The sequence below is a fragment of the Leifsonia sp. C5G2 genome, assembly GCF_013359685.1.
Lineage (GTDB): Bacteria > Actinomycetota > Actinomycetes > Actinomycetales > Microbacteriaceae > Leifsonia.
Genome location: NZ_JABFMV010000006.1, coordinates 82814 through 109637, shown reverse-complemented (window position 1 = coordinate 109637; position 26824 = coordinate 82814). Strand labels below are relative to the sequence as shown.

General features: G+C 71.3%; 27 protein-coding genes and 2 tRNA genes. 17 read left to right on the top strand and 12 right to left on the bottom strand.

Annotated features, from left to right (window positions below; translation table 11 throughout):
* Positions 1-57: 57 nt before the first annotated feature.
* Together HNO83_RS09965 and HNO83_RS09960 are read left to right on the top strand one after the other, a co-directional pair.
* Positions 58-615, top strand: coding sequence for a sigma-70 family RNA polymerase sigma factor (locus HNO83_RS09965; protein ID WP_249776643.1), 558 nt, complete (start codon positions 58-60; stop codon positions 613-615).
* Positions 612-1367, top strand: a complete 756-nt coding sequence (locus HNO83_RS09960) for a zf-HC2 domain-containing protein (RefSeq protein ID WP_175337375.1) — start codon at positions 612-614, stop codon at positions 1365-1367. The genes HNO83_RS09965 and HNO83_RS09960 overlap by 4 nt, the downstream gene beginning before the upstream one ends.
* A 15-nt stretch (positions 1368-1382) precedes the next feature.
* On the opposite strand, the gene HNO83_RS09955 is transcribed toward HNO83_RS09960, so the two are convergent.
* Entirely contained in the window at positions 1383-2258 is an 876-nt protein-coding gene (locus HNO83_RS09955; RefSeq protein ID WP_349627122.1) for an acyl-CoA thioesterase, read from the bottom strand.
* A 42-nt stretch (positions 2259-2300) separates the two neighbouring features.
* Between HNO83_RS09955 and HNO83_RS09950 the strand changes: the two genes are divergently transcribed.
* Positions 2301-2990, top strand: a complete 690-nt coding sequence (locus HNO83_RS09950; RefSeq protein ID WP_175337373.1) for a DUF8185 domain-containing protein — start codon at positions 2301-2303, stop codon at positions 2988-2990.
* 105 nt (positions 2991-3095) lie between these two features.
* Here the strand turns inward: HNO83_RS09950 and HNO83_RS09945 are convergent, their stop codons facing one another.
* From HNO83_RS09945 to pepN, 8 genes are all read right to left on the bottom strand, one after another.
* Positions 3096-4742 carry an FAD-binding dehydrogenase gene (locus HNO83_RS09945; RefSeq protein ID WP_175337372.1) on the bottom strand — a complete coding sequence of 549 codons (1647 nt, stop codon included), beginning with the start codon at positions 4740-4742 and terminating at the stop codon, positions 3096-3098.
* A gap of 35 nt (positions 4743-4777) precedes the next feature.
* On the bottom strand, positions 4778-5176 hold the full coding sequence (locus HNO83_RS09940; protein WP_175337371.1) for a globin: 399 nt from the start codon (positions 5174-5176) through the stop codon (positions 4778-4780).
* On the bottom strand, positions 5173-6360 hold the full coding sequence (locus HNO83_RS09935; protein ID WP_175337370.1) for a mechanosensitive ion channel family protein: 1188 nt from the start codon (positions 6358-6360) through the stop codon (positions 5173-5175). Before HNO83_RS09935 ends, HNO83_RS09940 begins: the two co-directional genes overlap by 4 nt.
* Positions 6361-6403: 43 nt before the next feature.
* Positions 6404-7078 (bottom strand): response regulator, encoded by a 675-nt coding sequence (locus tag HNO83_RS09930; protein WP_175337369.1) that lies wholly within the window; start codon positions 7076-7078, stop codon positions 6404-6406.
* Positions 7075-8382: a sensor histidine kinase gene (locus HNO83_RS09925; protein ID WP_349627120.1), complete on the bottom strand. Its 1308-nt coding sequence runs from the start codon at positions 8380-8382 to the stop codon at positions 7075-7077. The genes HNO83_RS09930 and HNO83_RS09925 overlap by 4 nt, the downstream gene beginning before the upstream one ends.
* A 71-nt stretch (positions 8383-8453) precedes the next feature.
* Complete coding sequence (locus tag HNO83_RS09920) at positions 8454-9323, bottom strand: ABC transporter permease subunit (RefSeq protein WP_175337367.1); 870 nt, start codon at positions 9321-9323, stop codon at positions 8454-8456.
* On the bottom strand, positions 9320-10231 hold the full coding sequence (locus HNO83_RS09915; RefSeq protein ID WP_175337366.1) for an ATP-binding cassette domain-containing protein: 912 nt from the start codon (positions 10229-10231) through the stop codon (positions 9320-9322). Before HNO83_RS09915 ends, HNO83_RS09920 begins: the two co-directional genes overlap by 4 nt.
* 121 nt (positions 10232-10352) lie before the next feature.
* Positions 10353-12899 carry an aminopeptidase N gene (gene pepN / locus HNO83_RS09910; RefSeq protein ID WP_175337365.1) on the bottom strand — a complete coding sequence of 849 codons (2547 nt, stop codon included), beginning with the start codon at positions 12897-12899 and terminating at the stop codon, positions 10353-10355.
* Between the two features lie 103 nt (positions 12900-13002).
* Here pepN and HNO83_RS09905 point away from each other — a divergent pair, with 103 nt between their 5' ends.
* From HNO83_RS09905 to HNO83_RS09890, 4 genes are read left to right on the top strand one after another with little or no spacing between them, the layout of a single operon-like run.
* Positions 13003-13491, top strand: a complete 489-nt coding sequence (locus HNO83_RS09905; protein WP_175337364.1) for a ribose-5-phosphate isomerase — start codon at positions 13003-13005, stop codon at positions 13489-13491.
* Positions 13491-14492, top strand: coding sequence for an Fpg/Nei family DNA glycosylase (locus tag HNO83_RS09900; protein ID WP_175337363.1), 1002 nt, complete (start codon positions 13491-13493; stop codon positions 14490-14492). The genes HNO83_RS09905 and HNO83_RS09900 overlap by 1 nt, the downstream gene beginning before the upstream one ends.
* 8 nt (positions 14493-14500) lie before the next feature.
* Positions 14501-15139, top strand: coding sequence for an FMN-binding negative transcriptional regulator (locus HNO83_RS09895; protein ID WP_175337362.1), 639 nt, complete (start codon positions 14501-14503; stop codon positions 15137-15139).
* Positions 15136-16596: an amidohydrolase gene (locus HNO83_RS09890; RefSeq protein WP_175337361.1), complete on the top strand. Its 1461-nt coding sequence runs from the start codon at positions 15136-15138 to the stop codon at positions 16594-16596. The genes HNO83_RS09895 and HNO83_RS09890 overlap by 4 nt, the downstream gene beginning before the upstream one ends.
* Positions 16597-16816: 220 nt before the next feature.
* Here the strand turns inward: HNO83_RS09890 and HNO83_RS09885 are convergent, their stop codons facing one another.
* Positions 16817-17299 carry a Dps family protein gene (locus HNO83_RS09885; RefSeq protein ID WP_175337360.1) on the bottom strand — a complete coding sequence of 161 codons (483 nt, stop codon included), beginning with the start codon at positions 17297-17299 and terminating at the stop codon, positions 16817-16819.
* 157 nt (positions 17300-17456) lie between these two features.
* Here HNO83_RS09885 and HNO83_RS09880 point away from each other — a divergent pair, with 157 nt between their 5' ends.
* The 4 genes from HNO83_RS09880 to HNO83_RS09865 all read left to right on the top strand — a co-directional run bounded on the left by HNO83_RS09880 (position 17457) and on the right by HNO83_RS09865 (position 21388).
* Positions 17457-19019 carry a multicopper oxidase family protein gene (locus HNO83_RS09880; RefSeq protein ID WP_175337359.1) on the top strand — a complete coding sequence of 521 codons (1563 nt, stop codon included), beginning with the start codon at positions 17457-17459 and terminating at the stop codon, positions 19017-19019.
* A gap of 25 nt (positions 19020-19044) precedes the next feature.
* Complete coding sequence (locus tag HNO83_RS09875; RefSeq protein WP_175337358.1) at positions 19045-20382, top strand: sensor histidine kinase; 1338 nt, start codon at positions 19045-19047, stop codon at positions 20380-20382.
* Between the two features lie 126 nt (positions 20383-20508).
* On the top strand, positions 20509-21159 hold the full coding sequence (locus tag HNO83_RS09870) for a response regulator transcription factor (protein ID WP_175337357.1): 651 nt from the start codon (positions 20509-20511) through the stop codon (positions 21157-21159).
* Positions 21160-21175: 16 nt separating this feature from the next.
* A complete protein-coding gene (locus tag HNO83_RS09865; protein WP_175337356.1) occupies positions 21176-21388 on the top strand; it encodes an antitoxin in 213 nt (70 codons plus the stop codon).
* Between the two features lie 21 nt (positions 21389-21409).
* Here the strand turns inward: HNO83_RS09865 and HNO83_RS09860 are convergent, their stop codons facing one another.
* Together HNO83_RS09860 and HNO83_RS09855 are read right to left on the bottom strand one after the other, a co-directional pair.
* Positions 21410-22114, bottom strand: a complete 705-nt coding sequence (locus HNO83_RS09860; RefSeq protein ID WP_249776642.1) for a hypothetical protein — start codon at positions 22112-22114, stop codon at positions 21410-21412.
* 133 nt (positions 22115-22247) lie between these two features.
* A tRNA-Gly gene (locus tag HNO83_RS09855) sits at positions 22248-22318 on the bottom strand.
* A gap of 129 nt (positions 22319-22447) precedes the next feature.
* On the opposite strand from HNO83_RS09855, the gene HNO83_RS09850 reads away from it, so the two are divergent.
* The 6 genes from HNO83_RS09850 (at position 22448) to HNO83_RS09825 (ending at position 26726) form a co-directional block, all read left to right on the top strand.
* A tRNA-Pro gene (locus HNO83_RS09850) sits at positions 22448-22522 on the top strand.
* A 60-nt stretch (positions 22523-22582) separates the two neighbouring features.
* Complete coding sequence (gene tig, locus HNO83_RS09845; RefSeq protein WP_175337355.1) at positions 22583-23983, top strand: trigger factor; 1401 nt, start codon at positions 22583-22585, stop codon at positions 23981-23983.
* 95 nt (positions 23984-24078) lie between these two features.
* Positions 24079-24567 carry a tetratricopeptide repeat protein gene (locus HNO83_RS09840; protein ID WP_175337354.1) on the top strand — a complete coding sequence of 163 codons (489 nt, stop codon included), beginning with the start codon at positions 24079-24081 and terminating at the stop codon, positions 24565-24567.
* 91 nt (positions 24568-24658) lie between these two features.
* Positions 24659-25252, top strand: coding sequence for an ATP-dependent Clp protease proteolytic subunit (locus HNO83_RS09835; protein ID WP_175337353.1), 594 nt, complete (start codon positions 24659-24661; stop codon positions 25250-25252).
* A 27-nt stretch (positions 25253-25279) separates the two neighbouring features.
* Positions 25280-25966: an ATP-dependent Clp protease proteolytic subunit gene (locus HNO83_RS09830; protein ID WP_502708430.1), complete on the top strand. Its 687-nt coding sequence runs from the start codon at positions 25280-25282 to the stop codon at positions 25964-25966.
* A 13-nt stretch (positions 25967-25979) separates the two neighbouring features.
* Positions 25980-26726 carry an AAA family ATPase gene (locus HNO83_RS09825; protein ID WP_175337352.1) on the top strand — a complete coding sequence of 249 codons (747 nt, stop codon included), beginning with the start codon at positions 25980-25982 and terminating at the stop codon, positions 26724-26726.
* The last annotated feature ends 98 nt before the right edge of the window (positions 26727-26824 follow it).

The following is a 26824-nucleotide window of genomic DNA, read 5'->3' as shown; positions in this document are numbered from 1 at the left end:
GGGTGCATCTCCTACGGTAGTCACGAGGAAGACGCGGGAACGGTTCAACGCTGCCCGATGAACCTTTCCGTCCGCTGCATCGTGTACGAGGTGGAGGTGAACATGCCGGATGAGGACGCCCGCCTGCTGCGCGAGCTGCACGACCAGCACGCGCAGGCCGTGTGGCGGTACGTCGTCCACCTCACCGGCGACCGGGCCATGGCCGACGACATCGTGCAGGAGACCCTGCTGCGCGCCTGGCGGAAGCCGTCCGTCCTCGACCAGTCGCAGCAGTCGGCGCGCACCTGGATGTTCACCGTCGCCCGCAACCTCGTCATCGACGGCAAGCGCAGCGCTGCGAGCCGTCACGAGTTCGGCACCGATACTCTGCCGGAGCGGCCGACCCCCGGCGACCAGGCCGACGCGGTGCTCGATGCCTGGCTGGTGTCCGACGCGCTCGCGGAACTCTCGCAGGAGCACCGGGCCGTCATCGTCCACGCCTACTACGGCGGCCGCTCGGTCGCCGAGATCGCCCGCGAGCTCGACATCCCGGAGGGGACCGTCAAGTCGCGCCTGCACTACGGCCTGCGGGCGCTGAGGCTCGCACTGCAGGAGAGAGGGGTGACGTCAGCGTGACCACGCATGAGGAGTTCGCGACCTGGGACGCCGCCTACGTGCTCGGCGCCCTCTCGCCGACCGACCGCCGGGCGTACGAGGCGCACCTGCGCGAGTGCGCGCGGTGCGCCGACGGGCTGACCGAGCTGGCCGGGCTGCCCGGCATCCTGTCCCGGGTGCCGCGGGAGGACGCCCTCGCGCTGATCGCCGAGCCGGCGGCGGCGCCAACGGCGGCGACCGCGGATGCGGTCATCGGCGAGACCGCCCCGTCCGGGCCCGCCGCGGTCGACGGCCCCGGCGAGGACGTGCTCCCGTCGCTCCTGCACAAGGCGCGACGGCGCCGGGCGCGCAGCCGCTGGCTCGTGGCCGGGCTGTCCGCCACCGCGGCCGCGGTCCTCGTCGGCGTCGGCGCCTTCGTGCTGCCCGCCGTGCTGCAGCCCGCAGCCCCGACCGCCGACGTGGTGATGCAGCAGGTGGAGCCCAGCCCGCTCAGCGCCGACCTCCGGCTGACGTCCGAGCCGTGGGGCACCCGCATCGACTCGCGCTGCAGCTACGCGCGCGTCGGCGCGGACGGCGGCGGGCACGCCTGGGGCTACGCGATGGTCGTCACCGACCGCGCGGGCAAGCAGTACCAGGTGTCCACCTGGACGGCCGACGAGGGCACCACCGCGACCCCGGTGGCGACCACGAGCGTGCCGGTCGCCGACATCGCGTCGGTCGACATCCGCTCGGCGGGCGACGGGACCGTGCTGCTGCGCAGCACCTTCGACTGAGCGCCGGAGCGCGCCTCAGTCGGCCGCGCGCGGCAGCCGGATGGTCGCCTCCTGCGCGACGCTCGCCACGAGACGCCCGTCGCGCGTGAAGATGCGGCCCTGCGCCAGCCCGCGGCCGCCGCCGGCGTTCGGCGACTCCTGCACGTACAGCAGCCACTCGTCCACCCGCGCCGGGCGGTGCCACCACATGGCGTGGTCGAGGCTCGCCGCCTTGAGCCCGGGAGTCGCCCACGCGATCCCGTGGCGCCGCATGATCGACTCCATGATCGTGTAGTCGCTCACGTACGCGAGTGCGGCCCGGTGCAGCCCGGGGTCGTCGGGCATCTCGCCGATGGTGCGGAACCACACCGCCTGCTCCGCGACGTGCTCGCCTTCGACCGAGACGTAGACCGGCGAGGTCACGTGACGCATGTCGAATGGCCGCTGGCTGGCCCAATACTGAGCGACCGGATGCTGCACATCCTCCAGCGTCGACGCGGTCGAGGGCAGGTCCTCCGGATCGGGCAGGCCCTCCGGCATCGAGACCTGGTGCTCCAGTCCTTCGTCTTCGGTCTGGAACGAGGCGATCATCGACAGGATCGGCAGCCCGTTCTGGTACGCCTGCGTGCGCCGGGTCGAGAAGGACCGGCCGTCGTGGATGCGGTCGACCGAGAACGTGATCGGGAAGTTCACATCGCCCGGCCGCAGGAAGTAGCCGTGCATCGAGTGGATGCTCCGGTCGTCCTCGACCGTGCGCGTCGCGGCCACGATCGACTGCGCCAGCACCTGGCCGCCGAACACGCGGCCCAGCGGCATCCACTGCGACGGTCCGGTGAAGATGTCCTCGCTGGTGCGTGCACCGGTGTCGGTGAGATCGAGCGCGGTGAGAAGGGAAGCCAGGGGCTCGGTCACGGTGCCTCCAAGTCGGTGGTCTGTTGGTAGTTTAGACATCCGATGAGCCAGTCGTTTTCTCTTGTGGACACCCTCGCCGTCGCCGATCTGCAGACCTATCTGTCGAGGGCGGCCCGCGTCGAGGAGGGGTCCGTGCGCCTGATCGCCGGGTCCGGCGTCCTCGCCGTCTACACGGCGATCCTGTACCCCCGCGGTCTCCTGGACGAGACGCCCACCGTGCTGGGCCTCCGCACCTTCGCGACGGGGTCCGACGTGACGTTCGACGTCGTCGTCCCCATCCGGTCGCTGCTCGACCGGGTGGCGCGGGTGCGCGAGAGCGCGGAGGCGGCGGGAGAGTCCGACGGTACGCCGCTGGAGATCCGCCTGCCGCTCGAGGTCTCCACGGTCACCTGGGCCGGCATCTCGCCGCCGCGCGGCGGCTGGCGGCCGGTGGGGGAGACGACCTCCGAGCTGCTGCAGTCTCTTGCGCAGGCGGGCGTGGCGGAGGTCGCCGAGGCGGTCCCCACCGGCACCGGCGAGCAGCTCGTGCAGCGTGTCCGCGCCGAGGTCTGGGGCCGTCCCATCGAGGGCCTCGAGTACATCCCGACAGGAGCCGCGTTCGCCGCCGACAGCCTCGGCTTCCTCGGCGACGACACCCCGGTCACGATCCACGAGACGGGCACCTGGACCCGCCTCACCACCCGCCGCGGCCACACCCTCGTCCGCCGCACCTCCTGGTCCCTCCGCCGCTGACCCCCGCCCCCACCCACCGTCGAGTCCGCGAAGACTGCACGCGACACGCCGTGCGGCCGTGCAGTCTTTGCGGACTCGATGGTGGGGGGAGGGCGCGAGGGGCGGTCAGGGGCGGGCGGCGGCGCGGCCGGCCTGGCGACCGGAGAAGAGGCAGCCGCCGAGGAACGTGCCCTCGAGGGCGCGGTAGCCGTGCATCCCGCCGCCGCCGAAGCCCGCCGCCTCGCCGACGGCGAAGAGCCCGGGCACCGGCGAGCCGTCCGCGCCGAGCACGCGGCCGTCGAGGTCCGTCTCGATCCCGCCGAGGCTCTTCCGGGTCAGGATGTGCAGCTTGACGGCGATCAGCGGTCCCGCCGCCGGGTCGAGCAGCTTGTGCGGCGACGCCACCCGGATGAGCCGGTCGCCCCGGTACTTCCGCGCCGAGCGGATGGCGGCCAGCTGCAGGTCCTTCCCGAAGTCGTTGTCGAGCTGCCGGTCGCGCTCGCGCACGTGCCGGGCGACCAGCTCGGTGTCGAGCGGCACGTCCGCGATGCGCTGCATCCCGGCCAGGAGCTCGTCGAGCGTGTCGGCGACGACGAAGTCCGCGCCGTGCTGCTTGAACGCCTCCACGGGCCCCGGAGCGCCCGGCGCGACCCGCTTGGCGAGCAGCCGCACGTCCTTGCCGGTCAGGTCGGGATTCTGCTCGCTGCCGGAGAGCGCGAACTCCTTCTCGATGATCCTCTGCGTCAGCACGAACCAGCTGTAGTCCGACCCGGTCCGCCGCAGGTGCTCCAGCGTCCCGAGCGTGTCGAACCCGGGGTAGAGCGGCGACGGCAGCCGGTCGCCGTGCGCGTCCAGCCACAGCGACGACGGCCCGGGCAGGATGCGGATGCCGTGCCGCTCCCACACCGGGTCCCAGTTCTGGATGCCCTCGGTGTAGTGCCACATCCGGTCGCCGTTGATCAGGTGCGCGCCCGCGGTCTCCGCGATGCCGAGCATCCGCCCGTCGACGTGCGCGGGAACGCCCGAGAGCATGTGCGCGGGAGGTTCGCCCAGCCGTGCCGGCCACGCGGCCCGCACCAGGTCGTGGTTGCCGCCGATGCCGCCGGACGCGACGATCACGACAGGCGCCCGCAGCTCGAAGTCGCCGACGATCTCGCGGTTGCTCGGGGCACCGCGCTCGGCCGGGTCGGGCGCGAGCACCGCGCCGCGCACGCCGACGACGCGGCCGTCCTCGACGATCAGCTCGTCCACCCGGTGGCGGTTGCGGATCGCCGCCCGGCCGTTCGCCGCTGCCGATTGCACGCGGCGCGCGAACGGCTCCACGACTCCTGGACCGGTGCCCCAGGTGATGTGGAACCGCGGCACCGAGTTGCCGTGGCCGCCTGCGCGTCCGTCGCCGCGCTCGGCCCAGCCCACGACCGGGAAGAACCGCACGCCCTTCTCGTGCAGCCAGGCGCGCTTCTCGCCCGCGGCGAACTGCAGGTACGCCTCCGCCCACTGCCGCGGCCAGTGGTCCTCCGCGCGGTCGAAGCGGGCGGTGCCGAACCAGTCGTCGCGGGCGAGCGCGAGGGAGTCGTGCACGCCCATCCTGCGCTGCTCGGGGGAGTCGATGAGGAACAGCCCGCCGAACGACCACCACGCCTGGCCGCCGAAGGACGCCGACGGCTCCTGTTCGACGATGGTCACCCGCCGTCCTGCGTCCAGCAGTTCGGATGCGGCGACCAGCCCGGAGAGGCCGGCGCCGACGACGATCGCGTCGGGTTCGTTGGTCATCCGTGTCTCCTTCGGCACCGGGATGGCTGCGAGGGCTACTCCTCGAATGTGTTGACCATAGCGAACGCGGCCCGCTCCAGGTAATTCCAGAGGGTCTCCTCCTGCAGCGGCGCAAGTCCCAGGCCGTCGACCGCGACCCGCATGTGGGCCAGCCACCGGTCGCGGGCGTCCGGGTTGACCTTGAACGGGTTGTGCCGCATCCGCAGGCGGGGGTGGCCGCGCTGCTCGCTGTACGTCGTCGGGCCGCCCCAGTACTGCTCCAGGAACAGCACCAGCCGCTCCTTCGCGGGCCCGAGGTCTTCCTTCGGGTACATCGGCCGCAGCACGGGATCGGCGGCGACGCCGTCGTAGAAGGCGTCTACGAGCCGCTGGAACGTCTCGTGACCGCCGATCTGGTCGAAGAAGCTGGGCTGCGGCCCGACCGGGATGCTCACGGCTTCGTCCCGTCCCCGTCGCCGGCGCCCTCGGGCTTCGGACGGTTCTCGATGGCGGGCTGGATGCGGATCGCACCGGGGTCGGCCGGCCGCTTCGCGGGGGTCTTGGGGGCCGTGGCCGGCGAGGTGCCCGGCGCCGTGCCCGGGTCGGCCGGGGTGGCCGCCTGCCGCTTGGCCGCCGCGCGCGCCTTGCGGCCCTTGAGCGGGGGCTCGGGGTTCACGACCTGGCTCGGGCGGGTCCGCGGCGGCTTCGCGCCGGCGACGCTCGCCGCACTGTCGAAGCCGGTCAGTACGACCGCGGAGAGCGACGGCAGCTTCACGCCGAGTTCGTCGAGCGCCTGCTTGAGGCGGACGCGCAGCTCGCGCGAGACGTCGTCCTTCGCGGTGGTGCGCGTCTTGAGCACCAGGCGGATGACCATGGCGTCGGCCGAGATGGACTCCAGCCCCCACAGCTCGGGCTTGTCCAGGATGCGCGAGCGCCACTTCGTGCTCGTCGCGAGCGCGGTGGCGGCCTCCATCATCTTCGCCTGCACCGCCTCGATGTCGGTGTCGTACGGCACGGCCAGGTCGATGATGACGCGCGCCCAGCCCTGTGACATGTTGCCGACGCGGAGGATCTCGCCGTTGCGCACGAACCACAGTGTCCCGTTCACATCGCGCACCTGGGTGACCCGGATGCCGACCGCCTCCACGACGCCGGTCGCCGACCCGAGGTCGACGACATCGCCGACCCCGAGCTGGTCCTCCATGACCATGAACAGCCCGTTGAGCACGTCCTTGACGATGTTCTGCGCGCCGAAACCGAGGCCCGCGCCGATCGCGGCGGTGAGCAGGGCGAGGGAGCCGAGCACGTTGGCCGCGAACACGTTCAGGATGAGGATGATCGCGATGATGCCGATCGTCACGTTGACGATGTTCGTCAGCACGGAGCCCAGGGTCCGCGTGCGCTGCACCAGCCGCACCGCCGCCAGGGGCGAGGCGACCAGCGCCTGCGTGTCGGAGACGTTCTGCCCCTTCTTGACGCCGCTGACGATGCGCGCGACCACCTTGCGGATGACCACGCGCAGGATCCAGCTGAGCAGGAAGGCGCCGCCGACGATGCACGCCGCGCTGAGGATGTTCCACCCGGCCTCGGCGGCCCACGAGCCGAGGTCGGTCCAGAAGTTCGCTTTCAGAATCTCCATACCCCACCGAGCCTACCGACGACCCGCTTGGCGGACCCTGAACTCACCGCTCCAGCAGCCCGTTCTCGTACGCGAAGATCACCGCATGCACCCGGTCGCGAAGCTGCAGCTTCGACAGCACGCGGCCGACGTGCGTCTTCACCGTCGACTCCGTCAGGTAGAAGCGCGCGCCGATCTCGCCATTGCTGAGGCCTTCGCCGATGGCGAGCAGGATCTCGCGCTCGCGCGGGGTGAGCGCGGCGGCCGGGTCTACACCTCCACGTGCAGCCGCCGCGCCCGCGGGAAGCCGGTCGGCGAAGAGCTCCAGCATCGCGCGGGTGACCCGGCCGGAGACGGCGGCGTCGCCCGCGGCGACCGCACGGACCGCGGAGGTCAGCTCCTCCGGGCGCGCGTCCTTCAGCAGGAAGCCGCTGGCGCCCGCACGCAGGCCGCCGAAGGCGTACTCGTCGAGGTCGAACGTGGTCAGGATGATGATGCGTGCGGCCGGGTCGGCGTCCACGATCCGCCGGGTCGCCTCGATGCCGTCGAGCACGGGCATGCGGACGTCCATCAGCACGACGTCGGGTTTGAGCCCGGAGGTCAGCCGCACGGCCTCGGCGCCGTCGCGGGCCTCGCCGACGACGACCAGGTCGGGCTCGGCCTCCAGCACCATCCGGAAGCCGAGACGCACCAGCTGCTGGTCGTCGACGAGCAGGATGCGGACGGGGGCGTCGGTCACAGGGTCTCCTCGAGGGTGTGGTCGGGTATCGCGGGTGCCGGCCGGGCCGGGGCCGGCGTGCCGGCTTCGGCGTCGGACCGCCCGCGCACCGCGTCGAACACGGTGCGCACGCGCCAGCCGCCGCCCGGCCTCGGACCCGCTTCCAGCGTCCCGCCGTAGAGGCCGACGCGCTCGCGCAGGCCGACGAGGCCGCGACCCGAGCCCTGGGCCGCCTCGGGGTGCAGCGCGGCGTCGTCGTCCACCGTGATGATCACGCTGCCGGGCTGGAAGACGATGACGACGCGCACGGCGGTCGCCGTCGATGCGTAGCGGAGCACATTGGTGAGCCCCTCCTGCACCACGCGGTACACGGTCAGCTGCTGGCCGACGTCGTCCGGCGGGGTGCCGGAGACGGTGATCCGCACCGGGAGGCCTGCGGCGCGGAACGTCTCGACGAGGTCGCCGAGCTCGGCGACGCCGGGCTGCGGTTCGCGGGCCGCGTCCCCGTCTCCGTCGCGAAGCACGCCGAGCAGCCGGCGCATGTCGGCGAGCGCGCCGCGGCCGGTCTCGGCGACGAGCCGCATGGTCTCGGCCGAGCGGTCGAGTGGGGTGGGGGCGTCGTCCTCCCGCGCCACGCCCCCCTCGGATCGGGCGGCAGAATCGACGAGCCGGGCGGAGCCGTCCGCCAGCGTGATCATCACGGTCAGACTGTGCGAGACGATGTCGTGCATCTCGCGGGCGATCCGGCTGCGTTCGGCGGCCGCCGCGATCTCGGCCTGCTGATCGCGCTCGCGCGCGAGCTGGCGGGCGCGCTCGATGAGCGCGTCCAGGTACCGGCGGCGGCTGCCGACGTTGCTGCCGATGAGCACGGCGACCACCGAGAACGAGAGCGCGAGGATGCCCGCATGCGCCGCCGGTGTGTCCAGCGGAGCGAAGGCGCGCACCTGGACCAGCACGGTCTCCACGGTCGCGGTGACGACGGTCACCGCAGCGGTCACGCCGAAAGCGACCCAGGCTGCGCGGATGGAGCGGTAGACCGCGAGCGCGTACAGCGCGATCAGCGTGGGCACCACATCCATGTCCCGGCCGAGGAACACGCTCGCGCCGAGCAGCACCGTGGCGAGGGCGAAGACCACGGCCGGCTGGTGGCGCCGGCCGAGCAGGGCGATGCCCGCGACCAGGGTGAGCGCCAGGTGGGCGATCTCCTGGGGGGTGGGGTTCCGCGCCGAGAGCACGATCGCTCCGAGGAGCGACGGGATCAGGTAGACGGCCGCCACCGTCACGTCCACGACGACGGGATGCGCCGCCAAGAAACGACGGATCACCCCGGGCGGTCTCGGAAGTTCGAGCCCGCCCGGGGTGTCCGTCGTCGTGGCGCCCTGGGTCACGTGACCGGTCAGGCGTCCCTGCGCTGGAGCAGCAGGGCCCCGGCGATGAAGGCGACCGCCGACCAGACCAGCACCGTGACGACGTTCACCCACGGCTCCAGGCCGCCGTTGGCGACGCCCGAGATGCCCTGTCCCGCGTTGCTCAGCAGGTAGCGCTGGGCGTCGGCCAGCCACTCGGTGCGGGTCAGCCCGCTCACCACGCTGGCGATGATCGGCAGCACGAGCAGCACGCCGAGCGCGGCGGCGATGCCACCCGCGGTGGACTTCAGGATGGCGCCGACGCCGAGCGAGAACACGGCGACGAGCCCGAGGTAGAGCGCGGCTCCGAGAATCGCCCAGAGGGTGTCGGACGACATCAGGTCGCCGCTGTAGCCCTTCCCGTTGAGGATCGGGATGGCCACCGCCCACGACGCGGCCGACGAGATCAGGCCGATGACGAACGCCACGACGAACAGCACCAGCGTCTTGGCTGCGAAGACCGGGAACCGGCGCGGGACGGCCGCGAAGGAGGAGCGGATCATCCCGGTCGAGAACTCGCCGCTGATGACGAGCACGCCGAGCACGGCGATGACCAGCGACGCGAACGTCAGGCCCGCGGTGGCGGCGGTGTTGCCGAACTCCGCGGCCTGGGCCTCGATCGCAGCACGCCGTGCGGCGGGGACCTCGCCGACCAGCACGGACTTCTCCGGGATGGCGGCAGCGACCAGCGTCGCGATGCCGACGACGAGGACGACGGCGCTGCCCAGGGTCCAGAAGGTGGAGCGCAGGGTGCGCAGCTTGATCCACTCGGAGCGGACCACGCGCGGGAAGCTGAGCCGCCCGAGCGAGGAGTGCGGGTGCCCGGGAGCCGGGCGGGTGGATGCGGTGGCGGTGCTCATCGGCTGACCTCCGTGCGGTACTCGACATCGTCCTGGGTGAGCTCGAGGTAGGCGTCCTCGAGGGAGGCGCTGAGCGGGGTCAGCTCGTGCAGCACGATGCCGTTGCGTGCCGCCGCCTCCCCGATCTGCGCGGCGGTGAGGCCGGTGACCTCGAACAGCTGGGCCTCGATGCCGGTGATGGCGACGTCCGCGCCGGCGACGGCGCGGCCCAGCTCGTCCGGCTGCGGCGTGCGGACGCGCACCGCGTGGCGGGTGGCCCCGGCGAGGATCTGGTCGACCGGTGCGTCGGCGAGGACGCGACCGCGGCCGAGGATCACGATGTGGTCGGCGGTCTGGGCCATCTCGCTCATCAGGTGCGACGAGAGGAACACCGTCCGGCCCTGGCTTGCCAGGTGCCGCGCGAACTGCCGCACCCAGAGCACGCCCTCGGGGTCGAGGCCGTTGACCGGCTCGTCGAGTATGAGGGTCGCCGGGTCGCCGAGCATGGCCGCGGCGATCCCGAGCCGCTGCCCCATGCCGAGCGAGAAGCCGCCGACGCGCTTGGTCGCGACCGAGTCGAGGCCGGTCATGCCGATGACCTCGTGCACGCGGGCCTTCGGGATGCCGTGGGTCGCCGCCATCGCCAGCAGGTGCGAGTAGGCGGTGCGGCCGGTGTGCACGGCCTTCGCGTCGAGCAGCGCTCCCACCTCGGTGAGAGGGGAGCGGAACTCGGCGTAGCGCTTCCCGTTGATCAGGGCGCGGCCTGCGGTCGGGCGGTCGAGCCCCATGATCATGCGCATGGTCGTCGACTTGCCCGCCCCGTTCGGCCCGAGGAAGCCGGTGACCTTGCCCGGCTGGATGGTCACGGTGATGTCGTCGACGGCGGTCTTGGAACCGAATCGTTTGGTGAGGTGATCGAGTTGGATCATGCTCCGAGACTAGGGGCGCAGGTGCCCCGCCGTCATCGTCCCGCGGTACGACGACGGCGACGGCGGACATGGCACGCGGGGCCCGCCATCCGGCAGGGCCCCGCGTGTCGTGTGCTGCCGCTCAGGCGGAGGCGTCGCGCTTCTGCGCCGCGAGCGCGCGCTCCACCCCGGCGAGGTTCTCCACCACCATGCGGCGGAGCGCCGCCGGCTCGCTGTTGGCGTCGAGCCACGCGCGGGTCGCGTCGCGCAGCTCCTCGTTCGCGAGGGGCGCCGGGTACATGCCCTCGACCAGGTACTCCGCGATCTTGTAGGTGCGCGAGGTCCAGATGCCCTGCAGCGCCGCGAAGTACGGCTCGACGAACGCGGCGAGCACGCTCTTCTCCTTCGCGCGCTGGAACCCGATCCCGGTGTAGCGGACGATCGTGTTCGGCAGGCTGTCGGAGCCGAACACCGAGTCCCACGCCGCCTGCTTGCCCTCGAGCGTCGGGATGCTCGCGCGTGCCTGCGCGGCGAACTGGCCGCCGTTCGCGGTGTTGTCCGCCGCGAGGGCCGCGTCGATCTCCGCCGTGCCCGCCGCGCCGCCCGCGACGAGCGCGATGAGGAGCTCCCACGACAGGTCGGTGTCGACCGTGAGGCCGTCGAGGGCGATCGAGCCGTCTCGGAGGCCTGCGATGGTGGCCAGCTGCTCGTCCGTCGACGCGAGCGCGGCGAAGAACTTGACGAACTGGAACTGCGCGTCGCTGCCCGCCGCCGCGCCCTTGGCGAGCTCCCACAGCGCGTCGGCCGCGGCGTGCGCGGTCTCCGTCTGCCGCTCGGGAGCGACGTAGGCGTTCGCAGCGAGCACGAGCTGGTTGAGCGTGGTGCGGATGGTGGTCGACTCGGTCTCCGAGGCGATGTTGCCCAGCACCAGGCGCACGTAGTCGCTCGCGCTCGTCTCGGCGTCGCGGGTCGCATCCCAGACGGCGCCCCAGACCAGGGAGCGGGCGAGCGGGCTCTCGATGTCGGACAGGTGCTCGATCGCGACCGCCAGCGACGCCTCGTCGAGACGGATCTTGGCGTAGGCGAGGTCGTCGTCGTTGATCAGCACCAGGTCGGGACGCTTCGTGCCGACCAGCTCGGCGACCTCGGTGCGCTCGCCGTCGACGTCGAGCTCGATCCGCTGGTCGCGCACGAGCTTGCCCTCGCGGAGGTTGTAGAGGCCGATCGCGAGGCGGTGCGGGCGGATGGTCGGGTGGTCGGCCGCCGCGGACTGCAGCACCGCGAACGACGTGATGGTTCCGTCCGCATCCACCGACAGCTCCGGGCGCAGCGTGTTGACGCCGGCCGTCTCGAGCCACTTCTTCGACCAGTCGGTCAGGTCGCGGCCGCTCGTGGCCTCCAGCTCGACCAGCAGGTCCTTGAGCTCGGTGTTGCCGTGCGCGTGCTTCTTGAAGTACTGCGCGACACCGGCGAGGAAGTCGTCCTGGCCGACCCAGGCGACGAGCTGCTTGAGCACCGAGGCGCCCTTGGCGTACGTGATGCCGTCGAAGTTGACCTGCACGTCCTCCAGGTCGTTGATCGTGGCGACGATCGGGTGCGTCGAGGGCAGCTGGTCCTGGCGGTACGCCCAGCTCTTCTCCATAGCGGCGAACGTCGTCCACGCCTCGGTCCACTCGGTCGCCTCTGCGGTGGCGAGGGTGGACGCGTACTCCGCGAACGACTCGTTCAGCCACAGGTCGTTCCACCACTTCATGGTGACCAGGTCGCCGAACCACATGTGGGCCAGCTCGTGCAGGATCGTGACGACCCGGCGCTCCTTGATCGCGTCGGTGACCTTCGACCGGAAGACGTAGGTCTCGGTGAAGGTGACCGCGCCCGCGTTCTCCATCGCGCCCGCGTTGAACTCCGGCACGAACAGCTGGTCGTACTTCTCGAACGGGTAGGCGTAGTCGAAGCGCTCCTCGTAGAAGGCGAAGCCCTCGCGCGTCTTGTCGAAGATGTAGTCGGCGTCCAGATATTCGGCCAGGCTCTTGCGCGCGTACACGCCGAGCGGGATGGTCCGGCCGTCGCGGCTGGTGAGCTCGCTGTGGACGGACTCGTACGGTCCGGCGATCAGCGCGGTGATGTACGAGGAGATGACCGGGGTGGGAGCGAACGCCCAGACCTTCTTGCCGTCGCCGGCGTCGGTCGGCTCGGGCGTGGGGGAGTTGCTCACGACCGCCCAGTGCGCGGGCGCTGTGACGGTGAACGTGAACTGCGCCTTCAGGTCGGGCTGCTCGAAGACGGCGAACATGCGCCGCGAGTCGGGCACCTCGAACTGGCTGTACAGGTACACCTCGCCGTCGACCGGGTCGACGAAGCGGTGCAGGCCCTCACCGGTGTTGGTGTAGATCGCGTCGGCGTCGACGGTCAGCTCGTTCTCATCCTCGAGGCCGTCGAGCTGGATGCGCACGCCGTCGCTCACCGCGGCGGGGTCGAGCTCCACGCCGTTCAGGGTGACCGAGTGCACCGTCCGGGTGATCGCGTCGATGAACGTCGACGACCCTTTCTTCGCCGAGAACCGCACGGTCGTGGTGCTGCGGAAGGTCTCCGGCCCGGTGGTCAGATCGAGGCTGACGTCATAGCTGTGGGTGCGGACGAGCGACGCGCGCTCCTGTGCTTCGATGCGGGTGAGGTTTTCTCCGGGCAACGCTGACTCCTTGAGCGATCATGGGACGGCGTGGATCGTGTCCACGGCAACCACCTTAGCCACCGGCGCGGGCGGGGTCGGCGGTCGTCCCTAAACTGTGGATATGCGCATCCACATCGCCACCGACCACGCCGGCCTCGACTTCAGCACGCACCTGCAGGAGCACCTCTCGGCGGCGGGTCACGAGGTGATCGACCACGGGCCGACGGAGTACGACCCGATCGACGACTACCCGGCCTTCTGCATCAACGCCGCGGCCGCCGTGGTGCGCGACCAGCAGGCCGGCGTCGAGGCGCTCGGCATCGTCTTCGGCGGCTCGGGCAACGGCGAGCAGATCGCCGCCAACAAGGTGAAGGGCGTGCGCGCGGCGCTGGTGTGGAGCGAGTCCACCGCCGTGCTCGCGCGGCAGCACAACGACGCCAACGTCATCGCGATCGGTGCCCGCCAGCACACGGTCGAGGAGGCGACGAACTTCATCGACACCTTCATCGCCGAGCCGTTCTCGTTCGAAGAGCGTCACGTGCGGCGCATCGCGCAGCTGGCGGAGTACGAGGCCACCGGCGACATCGCGGGCAAGAACGTGGACCACTGATGCCCGAGGGCCACTCCGTCCACCGCATCGCCCGGCAGTTCTCGGTCAACTTCGTCGGCCACCGGGTCGCGGTCTCGTCGCCGCAGGGCCGGTTCGCCGCCGACGCCACGCGCATCGACGGTCACGTGATGACCGACGCGAAGGCTGTCGGCAAGCAGATGTTCCTGGAGTTCGACAACGGGCTGTGGCTGCGCGTCCACCTCGGCCTCTACGGCGCCTGGGACTTCGCCGGCGACATCAGCATCGACCCGACCATCGCGAGCGCCAACGGCCGCATGGGGCAGACGAACCAGCGCGGCACCGACCTCGACCCGATCCTCGACTCGCCTATTCTCGATGCGGCGGGCGAGAACTCCCTCCACTCCATCGGCGCCCCCCGGCGCACCCGGCTGCGCATGGCCGAGTCGGAGAAGGTGGAGGCCGAGATCACGTCGTTCCCGCCCGAGCCGATCGGCCAGGTGCGCGTGCGCCTGCTGACCGACACGGCCGTCGCCGACCTCCGCGGCCCGACGGCGTGCGAGGTGCTCGACCCGGCCCAGGTGGATGCGGTCATCGCCAAGCTCGGCCCCGACCCTCAGGTCGACGACGGGCCGGAGGCGGAGGAACGCTTCGTCTCGATCGTGCGGCGCAAGCCCACCTCGATCGCACTGCTGCTGATGGACCAGAGCGTCGTCAGCGGCATCGGCAACGTCTACCGCGCCGAGCTGCTGTTCCGTGCACGGCAGAATCCGCACACGCCCGGCAAGAAGGTGCCGGAGGACACGGTGCGGGCGCTCTGGCGCGACTGGGTGCACCTGCTGCGGATCGGCGTCGAGACCGGCCAGATGATGACCATGGACGACCTCGACGACGAGTCGTACCGCAAGGCGATGGCGAGCCGCGACGACCGGCACTGGGTCTACAAGCGCGAGGGCCTGCCCTGCCGCGTGTGCGGGACCAACATCGTGATGGAGGAGCTGGGCGGCCGCAAGCTGTACTGGTGCCCGGTCGACCAGGCCTAGGAGGAGCCGTGCGACAGAACCCGAGCTTCACGCTCACCGACCCCGCCGAGCTCAAGCGGCTCGTGCGCGAGAACCCGTGGGCCACGTTCGTGAGCAGCACCTCTGCCGGGCTGGTGGCATCCCACTATCCCGTGATCCTCGACGACACCCGCGATGAGCTGAGCCTGCTCAGCCATGTCGGCCGGCCCGACGAGCAGTTGCACGAGCTGGGCGAGCACGAGCTGCTCGTGATCGTGCAGGGTCCGCACGGCTACATCTCGTCGGGCTGGTACGACGAGAAGCCGGCCGTCCCGACCTGGAACTTCGTCGCCGCGCACTTCTCCGGCGTGCCCGAGCTGCTGAGCGACGAGGAGAACCTCGACGTGCTCGCGCGCCTGGTCGACCACTTCGAGGACGAGCTGCCCTCGCCCCGGCGCATGCGCGGAACGCTGGAGGACGCCGCCTACGCCGAGCGCATCGTCTCCGGCACGGTCGGACTGCGGCTCACGCCCACGCGCGTCGTCGCGAAGCAGAAGATGAGCCAGAATCGGCCCGACCACATCGTCGACTCGATCATGGCCGAGCTCGGCGGCGACGGTCCGTACGCGAGCGCCGGCCTGCTCCGCGAGATGCAGCTCGTGCACGACCGCCGCCGCGCCGCCCGATGACGGCGGCACCCCCGCTGCTGCTGACCGGCGGCCGCCTCCCCGGGCGCGACGGCGCGGTGGATGTTCTGCTCGCCGAGGGCCGCATACACTCGATCGTGCCCGCGGGTGCGGCGGGGGATGGGGGCGAGCGCGTCGCGCTCGACGGGCGGTGGCTGGTGCCCGGCCTCTGGGACCAGCACGTGCACTTCACCCAGTGGGCGCAGACCGCCCGGCGCCTGGACGTCTCGCGGGCGGCGTCCGCGGCCGAGGCGGCGGCGCTCGTCCGGGAGCGCGCCGCCGCGCAGCCCGGCGGCGACCTCATCGTCGGCTTCGGCTTCCACGACGCCCTCTGGCTCGACGTGCCGACGCGCGAGCTGCTGGATGCGGCGGCAGGCGACCGCCCGGTGGTGCTCGTCGCGGGCGACCTGCACTGCTCATGGCTGAACACCGCGGCCGCCGGGGTGTTCGCCCCCGGGTCGGCGGAGGCCGTGCTGAGGGAGGATGCCAGCTTCGCCGTGACGAGCCGCCTCTCCACCGCCGACGACGCGACGCTCGACCGGTGGGCGGCCGACGCCGCTCGGGCCGCCGCCGCGCGGGGCGTCGTCGGGATCGTCGACCTCGAGTACGGCTGGAACCTCGACGTCTGGACGCGCCGCCTGGCGGCCGGTGCCGACGGCCTCCGAGTCGAGTTCGGCATCTACGCGGACGGCCTCGACCGCGCCGCGGGGCTGGGTCTCCGGACGGGCGCGGCGATCGACGGCACCGACGGCCTGCTCACGGTCGGTCCGTTCAAGGTGATCTCCGACGGCTCCCTCAACACCCGCACCGCCCTGTGCGAGCACCCGTACCCCGACGGCGGCCACGGCGTCGCCAACCTGTCGCAGGCGGAGCTCGTCGAGCGGATGCGCTTCGCCGTCACGCACGGCCTGGAGCCCGCGGTGCATGCCATCGGCGACGAGGCGAACCGCCGCGCGCTCGACGCCTTCGAGGCCCTCGGCGCCGGTGGCCGCATCGAGCACGCGCAGCTGATCGACGCCGCCGACGTGCCCCGGTTCGCCCGCCTCGGTGTCACCGCGAGCGTGCAGCCCGAGCACGCCATGGACGACCGGGATGTCGCCGACCGCCTCTGGGCCGGCCGCACCGGCCGCGCCTTCCCGCTGGCCGAACTGCACCGCAGCGGCGCCCGCCTCGCCTTCGGCTCGGACGCGCCCGTCGCGCCACTCGACCCCTGGGCCGCGATCGCCTCGGCCGTCGGCCGCACCCGCGACGGCCGCGAGCCGTGGCATCCCGAGCAGCGTCTGCCCGTCGAGGCGGCCCTCGCCGCGTCCGTCCGTTCGTCCGTCGCCGCCGGTCAGCCGGCCGACCTCGCGGTGCTCGACCGCGACCCGCTCGCCGCGGGGCCGGACGACCTCCGCACGATGCCGGTCTCCGCCACCACCCTCCTCGCCGGCCGCTTCACGCACGACACCCTGCGCTGACCGCGCCGCCCGCCTTGGCGTTGCGTCGGAGATCCGCGCACGATCCGGCCGAATCTCCGACAGGAGTCGGCCCAGACGGACTATCCGACAGCTCCATCCGACTGTGTACAGCAGCGCCTCTCCACAAGCCGAACGCCCGCATCCCGATCCCTGAACCGCAACCGCGCCCGCAATGCACGAAGGGCCGCCCGCTCGCGCGGACGGCCCTTCGCAGCGGGTCCTACTCGCTGATGTGCGCGAAGAGGAACCAGCGGTCCTTGTCCAGTCCGCGCGCGATCTCGATCGCCACATCCTGCGACGTCTGGTCGAGTTCGGCCAGCTCGCGCACGGCCGTGTTCACCCCGGCGAGCGCGGCGTCGAGCTGCGCGATGACCTCGGCGATGGTCTCGTTGGAGGGGCGGAAGCCGGCGGTCAGCTCGGGCGTGGTCGTCTTGGCGGCGACGGTGCCGAGGCGCGCGTCCACCGGGAGGCCGAGGGCGACGATGCGCTCCGCGGCGAGGTCGGCCCACTCCTGAGCGTGGTCGACGATCGTGTCGAGCAGCTCGTGCACGCCGATGAAGTTGGCTCCGCGCACGTGCCAGTGCGCCTGCTTGCCGTTGACCACGATGGCGGTCAGGTCGACCACCACGGGGCTGAGGAACTGTGCGACCCCGGCGGCGACATCCGGGTTGGAGACACTCTGTGTTGCGGCGATGTCCGTCATGGGTTGGTGTCCTTTCGTCTGCCTGCCACAACGCTACCGAGCCCGAAGAATTCCGCAACGAAGCGAAGGCTCCGCTAAGTAAGGAGGGGTTAACCCCCGGGCCGGTTCGGAGGCCGGCGGGATGGGGTGGATGCGCCCCTCCGGCCAGGCTCGAAGCATGACTTCACGACTCCGCCGGCCGCGCGCTTCCGTCATCGCTCTCGGCCTGTCGCTCGCCACCGCCGTGACCGTCGCGGCGACCCTCGTGGCCTGCAGCGGCGTCGGCGCCGGCCGCATCGACACCGCGGGGAAGGTCGACTTCGCCACCGCGCTCCCGGTGCCCCCGCTCGCGGAGCCCGAGGTCGCCGCCGACGGCACCAAGACGTTCTCCCTCGACGCGCGGGCGGGCAGCACCGCGTTCCTGCCGGGCAGGAAGACGACGACCTGGGGCTTCAACGGCTCCTACCTGGGGCCGACCCTCGTCGCCGACCGCGGCGACCGGGTTCGCGTCCGTGTGACCAACCACCTGACCGAGGAGACCAGCGTCCACTGGCACGGGATGCACCTCCCGGCCCGGATGGACGGCGGCCCGCATCAGATGGTGTCGCCCGGCGAGGTGTGGGAGCCGCAGTGGCGCATCGACCAGCCCGCGGCGACGCTCTGGTACCACCCGCACCTGCACGGCCGGACCGAGCAGCACGTCCAGCTCGGCATGGCGGGCCTGTTCCTCGTGCACGACCCGGTGGAGCGCGCTCTCGCCCTGCCGAACCGCTACGGCGTCGACGACGTTCCGGTCGTCGTGCAGGATAAGCGGTTCGACGGGGACGGACAGTTCACGGACGAGACCTCCGGCTTCATCGGCCCCATCGGCGACACCCTCGTCGTCAACGGCGCGATCGGGCCGTACCTGGAGGTGACGACCGAGCGGGTGCGGCTGCGCCTGCTGAACGCTTCGGCCGCCCGCACCTACGACTTCGCTCTGGCCGACCGGCGCACCGTGCAGCTCGTGGCGACCGACGGCGGCCTGCTACCGGCGCCCGCGCCGGTCGACCACATCCGCCTGTCTCCGGGGGAGCGCGCGGAGATCGTGGTGACGATGCGGCCGGGGGAGCGCGCCGTCCTGCGCTCCGTCCCGCCCGACCTGGGCCTCGAGGGCCCGCTGCCGGCGGTCAACGCCGGCTCGGACACCCTCGACGTGCTGCAGCTGCGCGCTGCCCCGGTCCTTGCACCGAGCCCCGCCGTCCCCGCCGTGCTCGCCCCGTTGCAGCGCTGGTCGCCGGACGAGGCCGCCACGACGCGCATCTTCCGCCTCGACGGCCACGAGATCAACGGCCGCAAGATGGAGTCGGGCCGGGTCGACGAGACCGTCACGGTCGACACGCTGGAGCAGTGGGTCGTCACCAACACGATGGACCTTCCGCACAGCTTCCACGTCCACGACGTGCAGTTCCAGATCGCGTCGATCGCCGGCGCCCCGCCGCCTCCCGAACTGGCCGGCTGGAAGGACACCGTCTACCTCCCGCCGCACACCGAGTTCCGCCTGCTGATGCGGTTCTCCGACTACACCGACCGCAACGCCCCCTACATGTACCACTGCCATCTGCTCGCCCACGAGGACGCCGGGATGATGGGCCAGTTCGTGGTCGTGAAGCCCGGGGAGCACGCGGGCACCGTTCCCGAGGACACCACCGCGCCGCACGGCGGCAGCGGCATGAGAAAGGACACGACCCATGACCACTAGCCCCGCTTCTGCCACGCTGGATGCTGTGACCCCCGCACCCCCGCCCTCCGCCCGCACGGGCTACGGGTCGCTGTGGCGCGGCGTGCCGCGGGAGCTCGGCTTCCTGCTGCTCACCATGCCGATCGCGATCGTCGGCCTGTCCGTGCTGCTGTCGCTGTTCTGGCTGGGCGTCGGCACGATCGTGATCTACATCGGCTTCTTCGTGCTCGTCGCCACCTTCTACACCGCGCGCGGTTTCGGCGTGGTGGAGCTGACCCGGCTGGACTGGGCGGGCCGCCCGTCCATCCCTCGTCCGGTGTGGCGCAAGCCCGGCGCCCCGGTGTCGTTCTGGCGCGGGCTCGTCGCGCCGTTCGCGAACGGCCACTACTGGCTGTACCTGCTGCACGGCGCGATCGTCAACCCGATCGTGAGCATCTTCTCCTGGACCGTCACCATCGTCTGGACCTCCATCGCCCTCGGCGGCCTGACCGGGTGGATCTGGCAGGGGTTCATCCCGCAGGGCGACCGTAACTTCTACCTCTCGAGCACGATCGTGGATGCGGTGTTCCGCGTGAACTCGACGTTCGACCCGGTGGTCGGCGACCGCATCCTGGAGTTCCTCCTCGGCATCGTCTTCGCCGTCACCCTGCCGTTCGTCACGCGCGGGCTGACCGTCATCCACGAGGCCGTCGCGCGCGGCCTGCTCGGCCGCTGGCCCTCGGAGGCGCTGCAGCGCGAGGTCGCCGACCTGTCTGCATCGCGAGGTGCCGCCGTCGCCGCGGAGGACCAGGCGCTGCGACGCCTGGAGCGCGACCTGCACGACGGCCCGCAGCAGCGCCTCATCCGGTTGCAGATGGACATCGCCGCCGCCGAGCGCAAGCTGTCCGACGACCCGGAGGCCGCCGCGACGCTACTCGCCGAGGCGCGGCAGCAGGCCGGCGACACGCTGGAGGAGCTGCGGGCGCTGTCCCGCGGGTTCGCGCCGCCGATCCTGCAAGACCGGGGTCTCGTGGCCGCCGCCGAGTCGCTCGCCGCGCGCAGCCCTATCCCGGTGACCGTGGAGTCGTCGCTGCCGCCGGGGGACCGGTTCAGCCCCGAGATCGAGCGCAACGCGTACTACGTGCTCGCGGAGCTCGCCGCCAACCTCGCCAAGCACTCGGGCGCGTCGTCCGCACGGCTGTTCCTCGACCGCAGTGTGGACGACGCGGGTACCCCGTGGCTGAACGTCTGGCTGACCGACAACGGCCGCGGCGGCGCGTCGCCCGTCGACGGCCACGGCCTGCGGGGACTGGAGGAGCGGGTGCGCGGCCTGCGCGGCGAGCTCGTCGTCGACAGCCCCGCCGGCGGCCCGACCCGGATCGGCGCGCGCATCCCGCTCACCTGAGCCGCCCCTCTGGTCTGGCCTCCCGCGACTGCGGTCGCCCGGAACATCTGCGCCTGCGCGAGCACCCGCAAACGTTCCGGGCGACCGCAGTCGCGGCGCGGCGCGCCCGGCCCCTAGGGTGGATGGGTGCCCACCCCCCTCCGCGTCGTCGTCGCCGACGACTCCGTGCTGCTGCGGGAGGGCCTCATCCGCCTCTTCGACGAGGCCGGCTTCGACACCGTCGGCGCGTTCGGCGACGCGGACACGCTGCTGGAGGCGCTGCCCGACCTGATGCCGGACGTGGTGGTGCTCGACGTGCGGATGCCGCCGACGTTCCGCGACGAGGGCGTGCGCGCGGCGCTGCGCATCCGGCGCGAGCATCCCTCGATCGCCGTGCTGCTGCTGTCGCAGTACGTCGAGTCGACCTACGCGCAGGAGCTGCTGGCCGGGGGAGAGGGCAGGACCGGCTACCTCCTGAAGGACCGCATCGCCTCCCTCGACGAGCTTCAGGATGCGGTCGCCCGCGTCGCGGCCGGCGGCACCGTGCTCGACCCCCAGGTGGTGCGCGAACTGCTGACCCGCCGGACCGACCCGCTCGCCACGCTGACGCCGCGCGAGCGCGAGGTGCTGGAGCTGATGGCGGAGGGTCGCACCAACGCGGCCATCGCGTCCCGCATGGTCGTCGGTGTCGGCGCGGTGGAGAAGAACGTGACCTCGATCTTCCAGAAGCTCGCCCTGGAGGACTCCGGCGACGACCACCGCCGGGTGCTGGCGGTACTGGCGTTCCTGCAGCGGTGAGGTGTTGGATGGCCGCATGGCGGGATTCGACGACATCACGAAGAAGGCGCAGGAGTTCCTGAACGACCCGAAGGTCAAGGACGCCCTGAACTCCGAGCAGGCCGAGGACATCAGCGACAAGCTGCTCGACGGCGTCGCGGGGGCGGCCAAGAAGGTCACCGGCGGCAAGTTCGACGACAAGATCGAGGGCGCCCGCGACGAGGCCGACAAGCACGTCGGCAACGAGTAGCGGCCGCGGCGGCGGTCGGCGTCAGCGGCTCGGGTTGACCGGCCGCAGCGACGCGACGGCCCGCCGGTAGATCGAGAAGCCCCACAGCATCGCCAGCACGACGGCGACCACGGCGACGACCACCCCGACGACGATCGCGACGGCCGGTGCCGCCCCGAGCGCCGCGGTGGCGCTACCCACGAGCAACCCGAGCACGATCGACTCCACCACCGCGATCAGCATCATGGAGCTGCCCAGCACCGGACTCGCGCCCCGCTCGTAGAAGAAGTGGTACGTCGTGCGGATGCCCTCCTCGTCGTCGTTGGCCGACGCGTAGAGGTACCGCCCGAGCCCCGGATCGAGATCGAGGTACGCCGCCCGCAGCCGGTTCATGGCGACGACGTACATCATGTCCTCGTCGGAGGTGTTGAACACCCGCACCATCGTGATCAGCCCGAGCAGCGCGAGCACGAGCAGCACGCCGAGCGCCGCGATCCCGAACCACCCGTGGAACCCGCTCGCCTGCCCGATGAACCCGAGCGTCACCAGCCCCGCCGACACCAGCGTCAGGAAGATCGCGATCCGCGTCAGCACCTCGCTCTGCGTGGTGCTGCGCGACGCGAGCAGGCTCCAGTGCTCGGTCGCGAGCAACTGCGCGCGCAGGCTGCGCTGCGCGTCGGTGAGGTGCTCGGGCGGCGGGTCGGGCGCGGGCCCGGGCGCGTCGTCCGGCGGGGATTGGGGCGCCATGCGGCCATTGTGGCTCGTGCGGCGGCCGCTGGCACCAGCGACTGCGGCCCCGCGTCACGTCTGCGGCGGGGCGAGCGGGTGCAATTGTGACGAACGGGGCCAGTCGCGGAAGACGCCGGAGCGAGGGAAACGGAGGGGATGACGGGAATCGAACCCGCGTAATCAGTTTGGAAGACTGAGGCTCTACCATTGAGCTACATCCCCGGAGCGCCGCGGAGGCGGCGCCGCGGCCGCGCTGCTCGGCGGCCGGAGACCATCGTAGTACACGGTCGCACCGTGCCGCGTCCCTTGCCGCGTGCAGTAGACTCGGTGGCGGTCTTTCGCGCCGCAAGCCGGGGCGTAGCTCAGCTTGGCTAGAGCGCCCGCTTTGGGAGCGGGAGGTCGCAGGTTCGAATCCTGTCGCCCCGACGAGGACCTCGTTCCTTCCGAGAAGACCATCGTTCGATCATTCAGGAGAACCCAGACATCGTGAAGACCACGGTCGAGAAGCTCAGCCCCACCCGCACCAAGCTCACCATCTCGGTGACGCCGGAGGAGCTGAAGCCTTCCATCACCCACGCGTACGAGCACATCGCCGAGCAGGTGACCATCCCCGGTTTCCGCAAGGGCAAGGTGCCGCCGCCCATCATCGACCAGCGGGTCGGCAAGGCCGCCGTCCTGGAGCACGCGGTCAACGAGGGTCTCGACGGGTTCTACCGCCGTGCCATCGAGGAGAACGACGTCCGTCCGCTCGGCCGCCCGGAGGCGGACATCACCGAGTGGCCGAACGAGAAGGACTTCTCCGGCGACCTGCTGCTCACCATCGAGGTGGACGTCCGCCCCGAGGTGACCCTGCCGGACTTCGACGACATCACCATCACGGTCGACAAGGCCGAGGTGGGCGTGGATGACGTCGAGGAGGAGCTGGACCGCCTCCGCAGCCGCTTCGGCACCCTCGTCACGGTGGACCGCCCGGCCAAGACCGGTGACTTCGCGCAGATCGACCTGACCGCCGAGATCGGCGGAGAAGAGGTCGACACCGCCGCCAACATCTCGTACGAGATCGGCTCCGGCGAGCTCATCGAGGGCATCGACGAGGCGCTCGACACCCTCACCGCCGGCGAGACCACCACCTTCGAGGCCCCGCTCATGGGCGGCGACCACGAGGGCGAGAACGCGCAGATCACCGTCACGCTGAACGCCGTCAAGGAGCGCGAGCTCCCGGAGGCCGACGACGACTTCGCCCAGATCGCCAGCGAGTTCGACACCATCGGCGAGCTGCGCCAGAGCCTGCGCACGCAGGTCGAGCGCGCCAAGGTGTTCGGCCAGGGCACGGCCGCGCGCGACCAGCTGGTCGACAAGCTCCTCGAGCTCGTCGAGATCCCGGTCCCGGAGCAGCTGGTGGAGGACGAGGTCCACCGCCACCTGGAGCAGGAGAACCGCCTCGAGGACGACGTGCACCGCGCCGAGGTGAAGGAGTCCAGCGAGAAGACGTTCAAGACGCAGATCCTCCTCGACGAGGTCGCGCAGAACGAGGACATCAAGGTCAGCCAGGACGAGCTCACCCAGTACCTCATCCAGGGCGCCGGCCAGTACGGCATGGACCCGAACGAGTTCGTCAAGATCCTCAGCGAGAACGGCCAGATCCCGTCGATGGTCGGCGAGGTCGCCCGCAACAAGGCACTCGCGATCATCCTCGGCAAGGTGAAGGTCGTCGACACCGACGGCAAGCCCGTCGACCTGGCCGAGTTCACCGCCCTCCCCGACACCGAGGACGAGGCGCCCGCCGACGAGGCCCCCGCCGAGGCCGGCGAAGCCGCCGAGGCCGCCCCCGCCGCCGAGGACAAGCCCAAGAAGCGCTCCACCAAGAAGAAGGCCGACGACAAGTAAGTCGCCCCTCTGGTTGACACGACACGCCGTCTCGTACTGTTACGAGGCGGCGTGTCGTGTCATGTAGGCGACCGCCCACGAGCGGAGGAGCGCGGATGAGCGACGACTGGCGGGAGCGGGTGGATGCCGTGTGGACGGACGCCGACGACACGAACGAGGACGCGACGCTCGCCGCGATCGACGCGCTCGTGGCGGAACGTCCGGCGGACGACCCGGAGGCGCTGTTCGAGGCCGCGAGCGCCCGCGACTTCGCCGGCCGCGAGGCCGACGCCGAGCCGTTCTACCGCGCGGCGCTCGCGCACGGGCTCGCCGAGCCGTACCGCGGGCAGGCGATCGTGCAGCTGGCGAGCACCCTGCGCAACCTCGACCGGCCGGCCGAGGCGCTCGCGCTGCTGCGCGACTTCCTGCTCGCCGAGCCCGAGCATCCCCTCGCCGACGCCGCCCGGGCGTTCGCCGCGCTGGCGCTCTTCGACGACGGGATGCGGGCCGACGCGCTGCGCGAGGCGCTCGGCGCCCTCGCCCCGCACCTGCTCCGCTACGGCCGCGCCGTGACGGCGTACGCCGCCGCGCTCGACGACGACTGACGGCCCCTGCTCTGCCCAGGGCGAACAGCACCGAAATGCGCCTCACGCTCCGATAGATTCGATGCCAAGCGACAAAGGAAATGGAGCGAACATGGCCGACATGGGTATCCAGCCCAACGTATTCGACCGACTGCTGAAGGACCGGATCATCTGGCTCGGCTCCGAGGTGCGGGACGAGAACGCGAACGAGATCGCCGCGAAGCTGCTGCTCCTCGCTGCGGAGGACCCGAAGCGGGACATCTACCTCTACATCAACTCCCCGGGCGGCTCGATCACGGCCGGCATGGCGATCTACGACACGATGCAGTTCGTCCCGAACGACATCGTCACCGTCGGCATCGGCATGGCCGCGTCGATGGGCCAGCTGCTGCTCACCGCGGGCACCAAGGGCAAGCGCTACATCACGCCGAACGCGCGCGTGCTGCTGCACCAGCCGCACGGTGGATTCGGCGGCACGGCGAGCGACATCCAGACGCAGGCGCAGCTCATCATCGACATGAAGAACCGTCTGGCGCAGATCACCGCCGATGCGACCGGCAAGACGGTCGAGCAGGTCAACGCCGACGGCGACCGCGACCGCTGGTTCTCCGCTCAGGAGGCCCTCGAGTACGGCTTCGTCGACCACATCCGCGAGTCGGCCCTCGACGTCGCAGGCGGCGGCGGCACCGAGCCGGACAAGAACTGACGACGCCTGAAGGATAAGGAAAACAGTATGAACACCCCCATGCTCGGCGGATCCGCCGGAATCGGCGGTCAGGCGTTCGGCGGCATCCAGGCGCCCGGCTCCCGCTACATCCTCCCCAGCTTCGAGGAGCGCACGGCCTACGGCTACAAGCGCCAGGACCCGTACGCGAAGCTCTTCGAGGACCGCATCATCTTCCTCGGCGTGCAGGTCGACGACGCGTCGGCCGACGACATCATGGCCCAGCTCCTCGTGCTCGAGAGCCAGGACCCGGACCGCGACATCGTCATGTACATCAACTCGCCCGGTGGCTCGTTCACCGCGATGACGGCGATCTACGACACGATGCAGTACATCCGCCCGCAGATCCAGACGGTCGTTCTCGGCCAGGCCGCGTCGGCCGCCGCGGTGCTCACCGCCGCCGGGACGCCGGGCAAGCGCCTCGCGCTGCCGAACGCCCGCATCCTCATCCACCAGCCCGCCGTCGGCGAGGCCGGTCAGGGGCAGGCGTCCGACATCGAGATCCAGGCGAACGAGATCATGCGCATGCGCACCTGGCTGGAGGAGACGCTGTCGAAGCACTCCAAGCGCTCGGTGGAGCAGGTCAACAAGGACATCGACCGCGACAAGATCCTCGGCGCCCAGGAGGCCCTCGAGTACGGCCTCATCGACCAGGTGCTGACGAGCCGCAAGACGCTCCCCGCGCTGGTGAAGTAGTAGCCTTCGCTCCATGACGGAACGGGACGGTCGCTTCGACGACCGTCCCGTTCGTCGTATCCGGAGGTCGCCGAGCGCAGGCTACGACCCGGACCGCTGGCCGGCCGACATCCCCGCCGTGCGCCAGCTGCTGCAGGAGGGACTCGACCTGCCGGCCGGCGTGACGATGCTCGTCGGCGAGAACGGCGCGGGCAAGTCGACGATCGTGGAGGCGGTCGCCGCCGCCTACGGGCTGCCGCCGGAGGGCGGCAGCAACCAGGGCAGGCACGTCACCCGTCCCACCGAGTCGCCGCTCGCCGAGTGGCTGCTGCTGGAGCGGGCGCCGTGGGCGCCGCGCTGGGGCTTCTTCCTGCGCGCGGAGACCATGCACGGCTACTACAGCTACGCAGAGTCGGTGCGGGGACCGGCGGATCCGCTGCTGCACGAGATGAGCCACGGCGAGTCGTTCAACGCCCTGCTGGCGGACAAGCTCAACCACCCGCAGTTCGTCGCCGGGCTCGTCTGCCTCGACGAGCCGGAGGCCGCGCTGTCGTTCCAGTCCACCCTGACGTGGTTGGCGAACCTGGACGTGATGACCCAGCGCGGCACGCAGGTGCTGTGCGCGACGCACTCGCCGATCCTGGCCGCCCTGCCCGGGGCGCACCTGCTCGAACTGGGGGAGTGGGGCATCCGCGAGACCACTTGGGAGGAGCTGGAGATCGTCCGGCACTGGCGCTCGTTCCTCGACGCTCCGGAGCGGTACTTCCGTCATCTGCTGTGAGCAGAACCGCCGTGTGAAGCAAAACGGCCGACATGCGCGCCAATGTCGGTATCACGGGTTAGGCTCGACGGAAGACACCCGAAGAAGGAGGGGGAGGG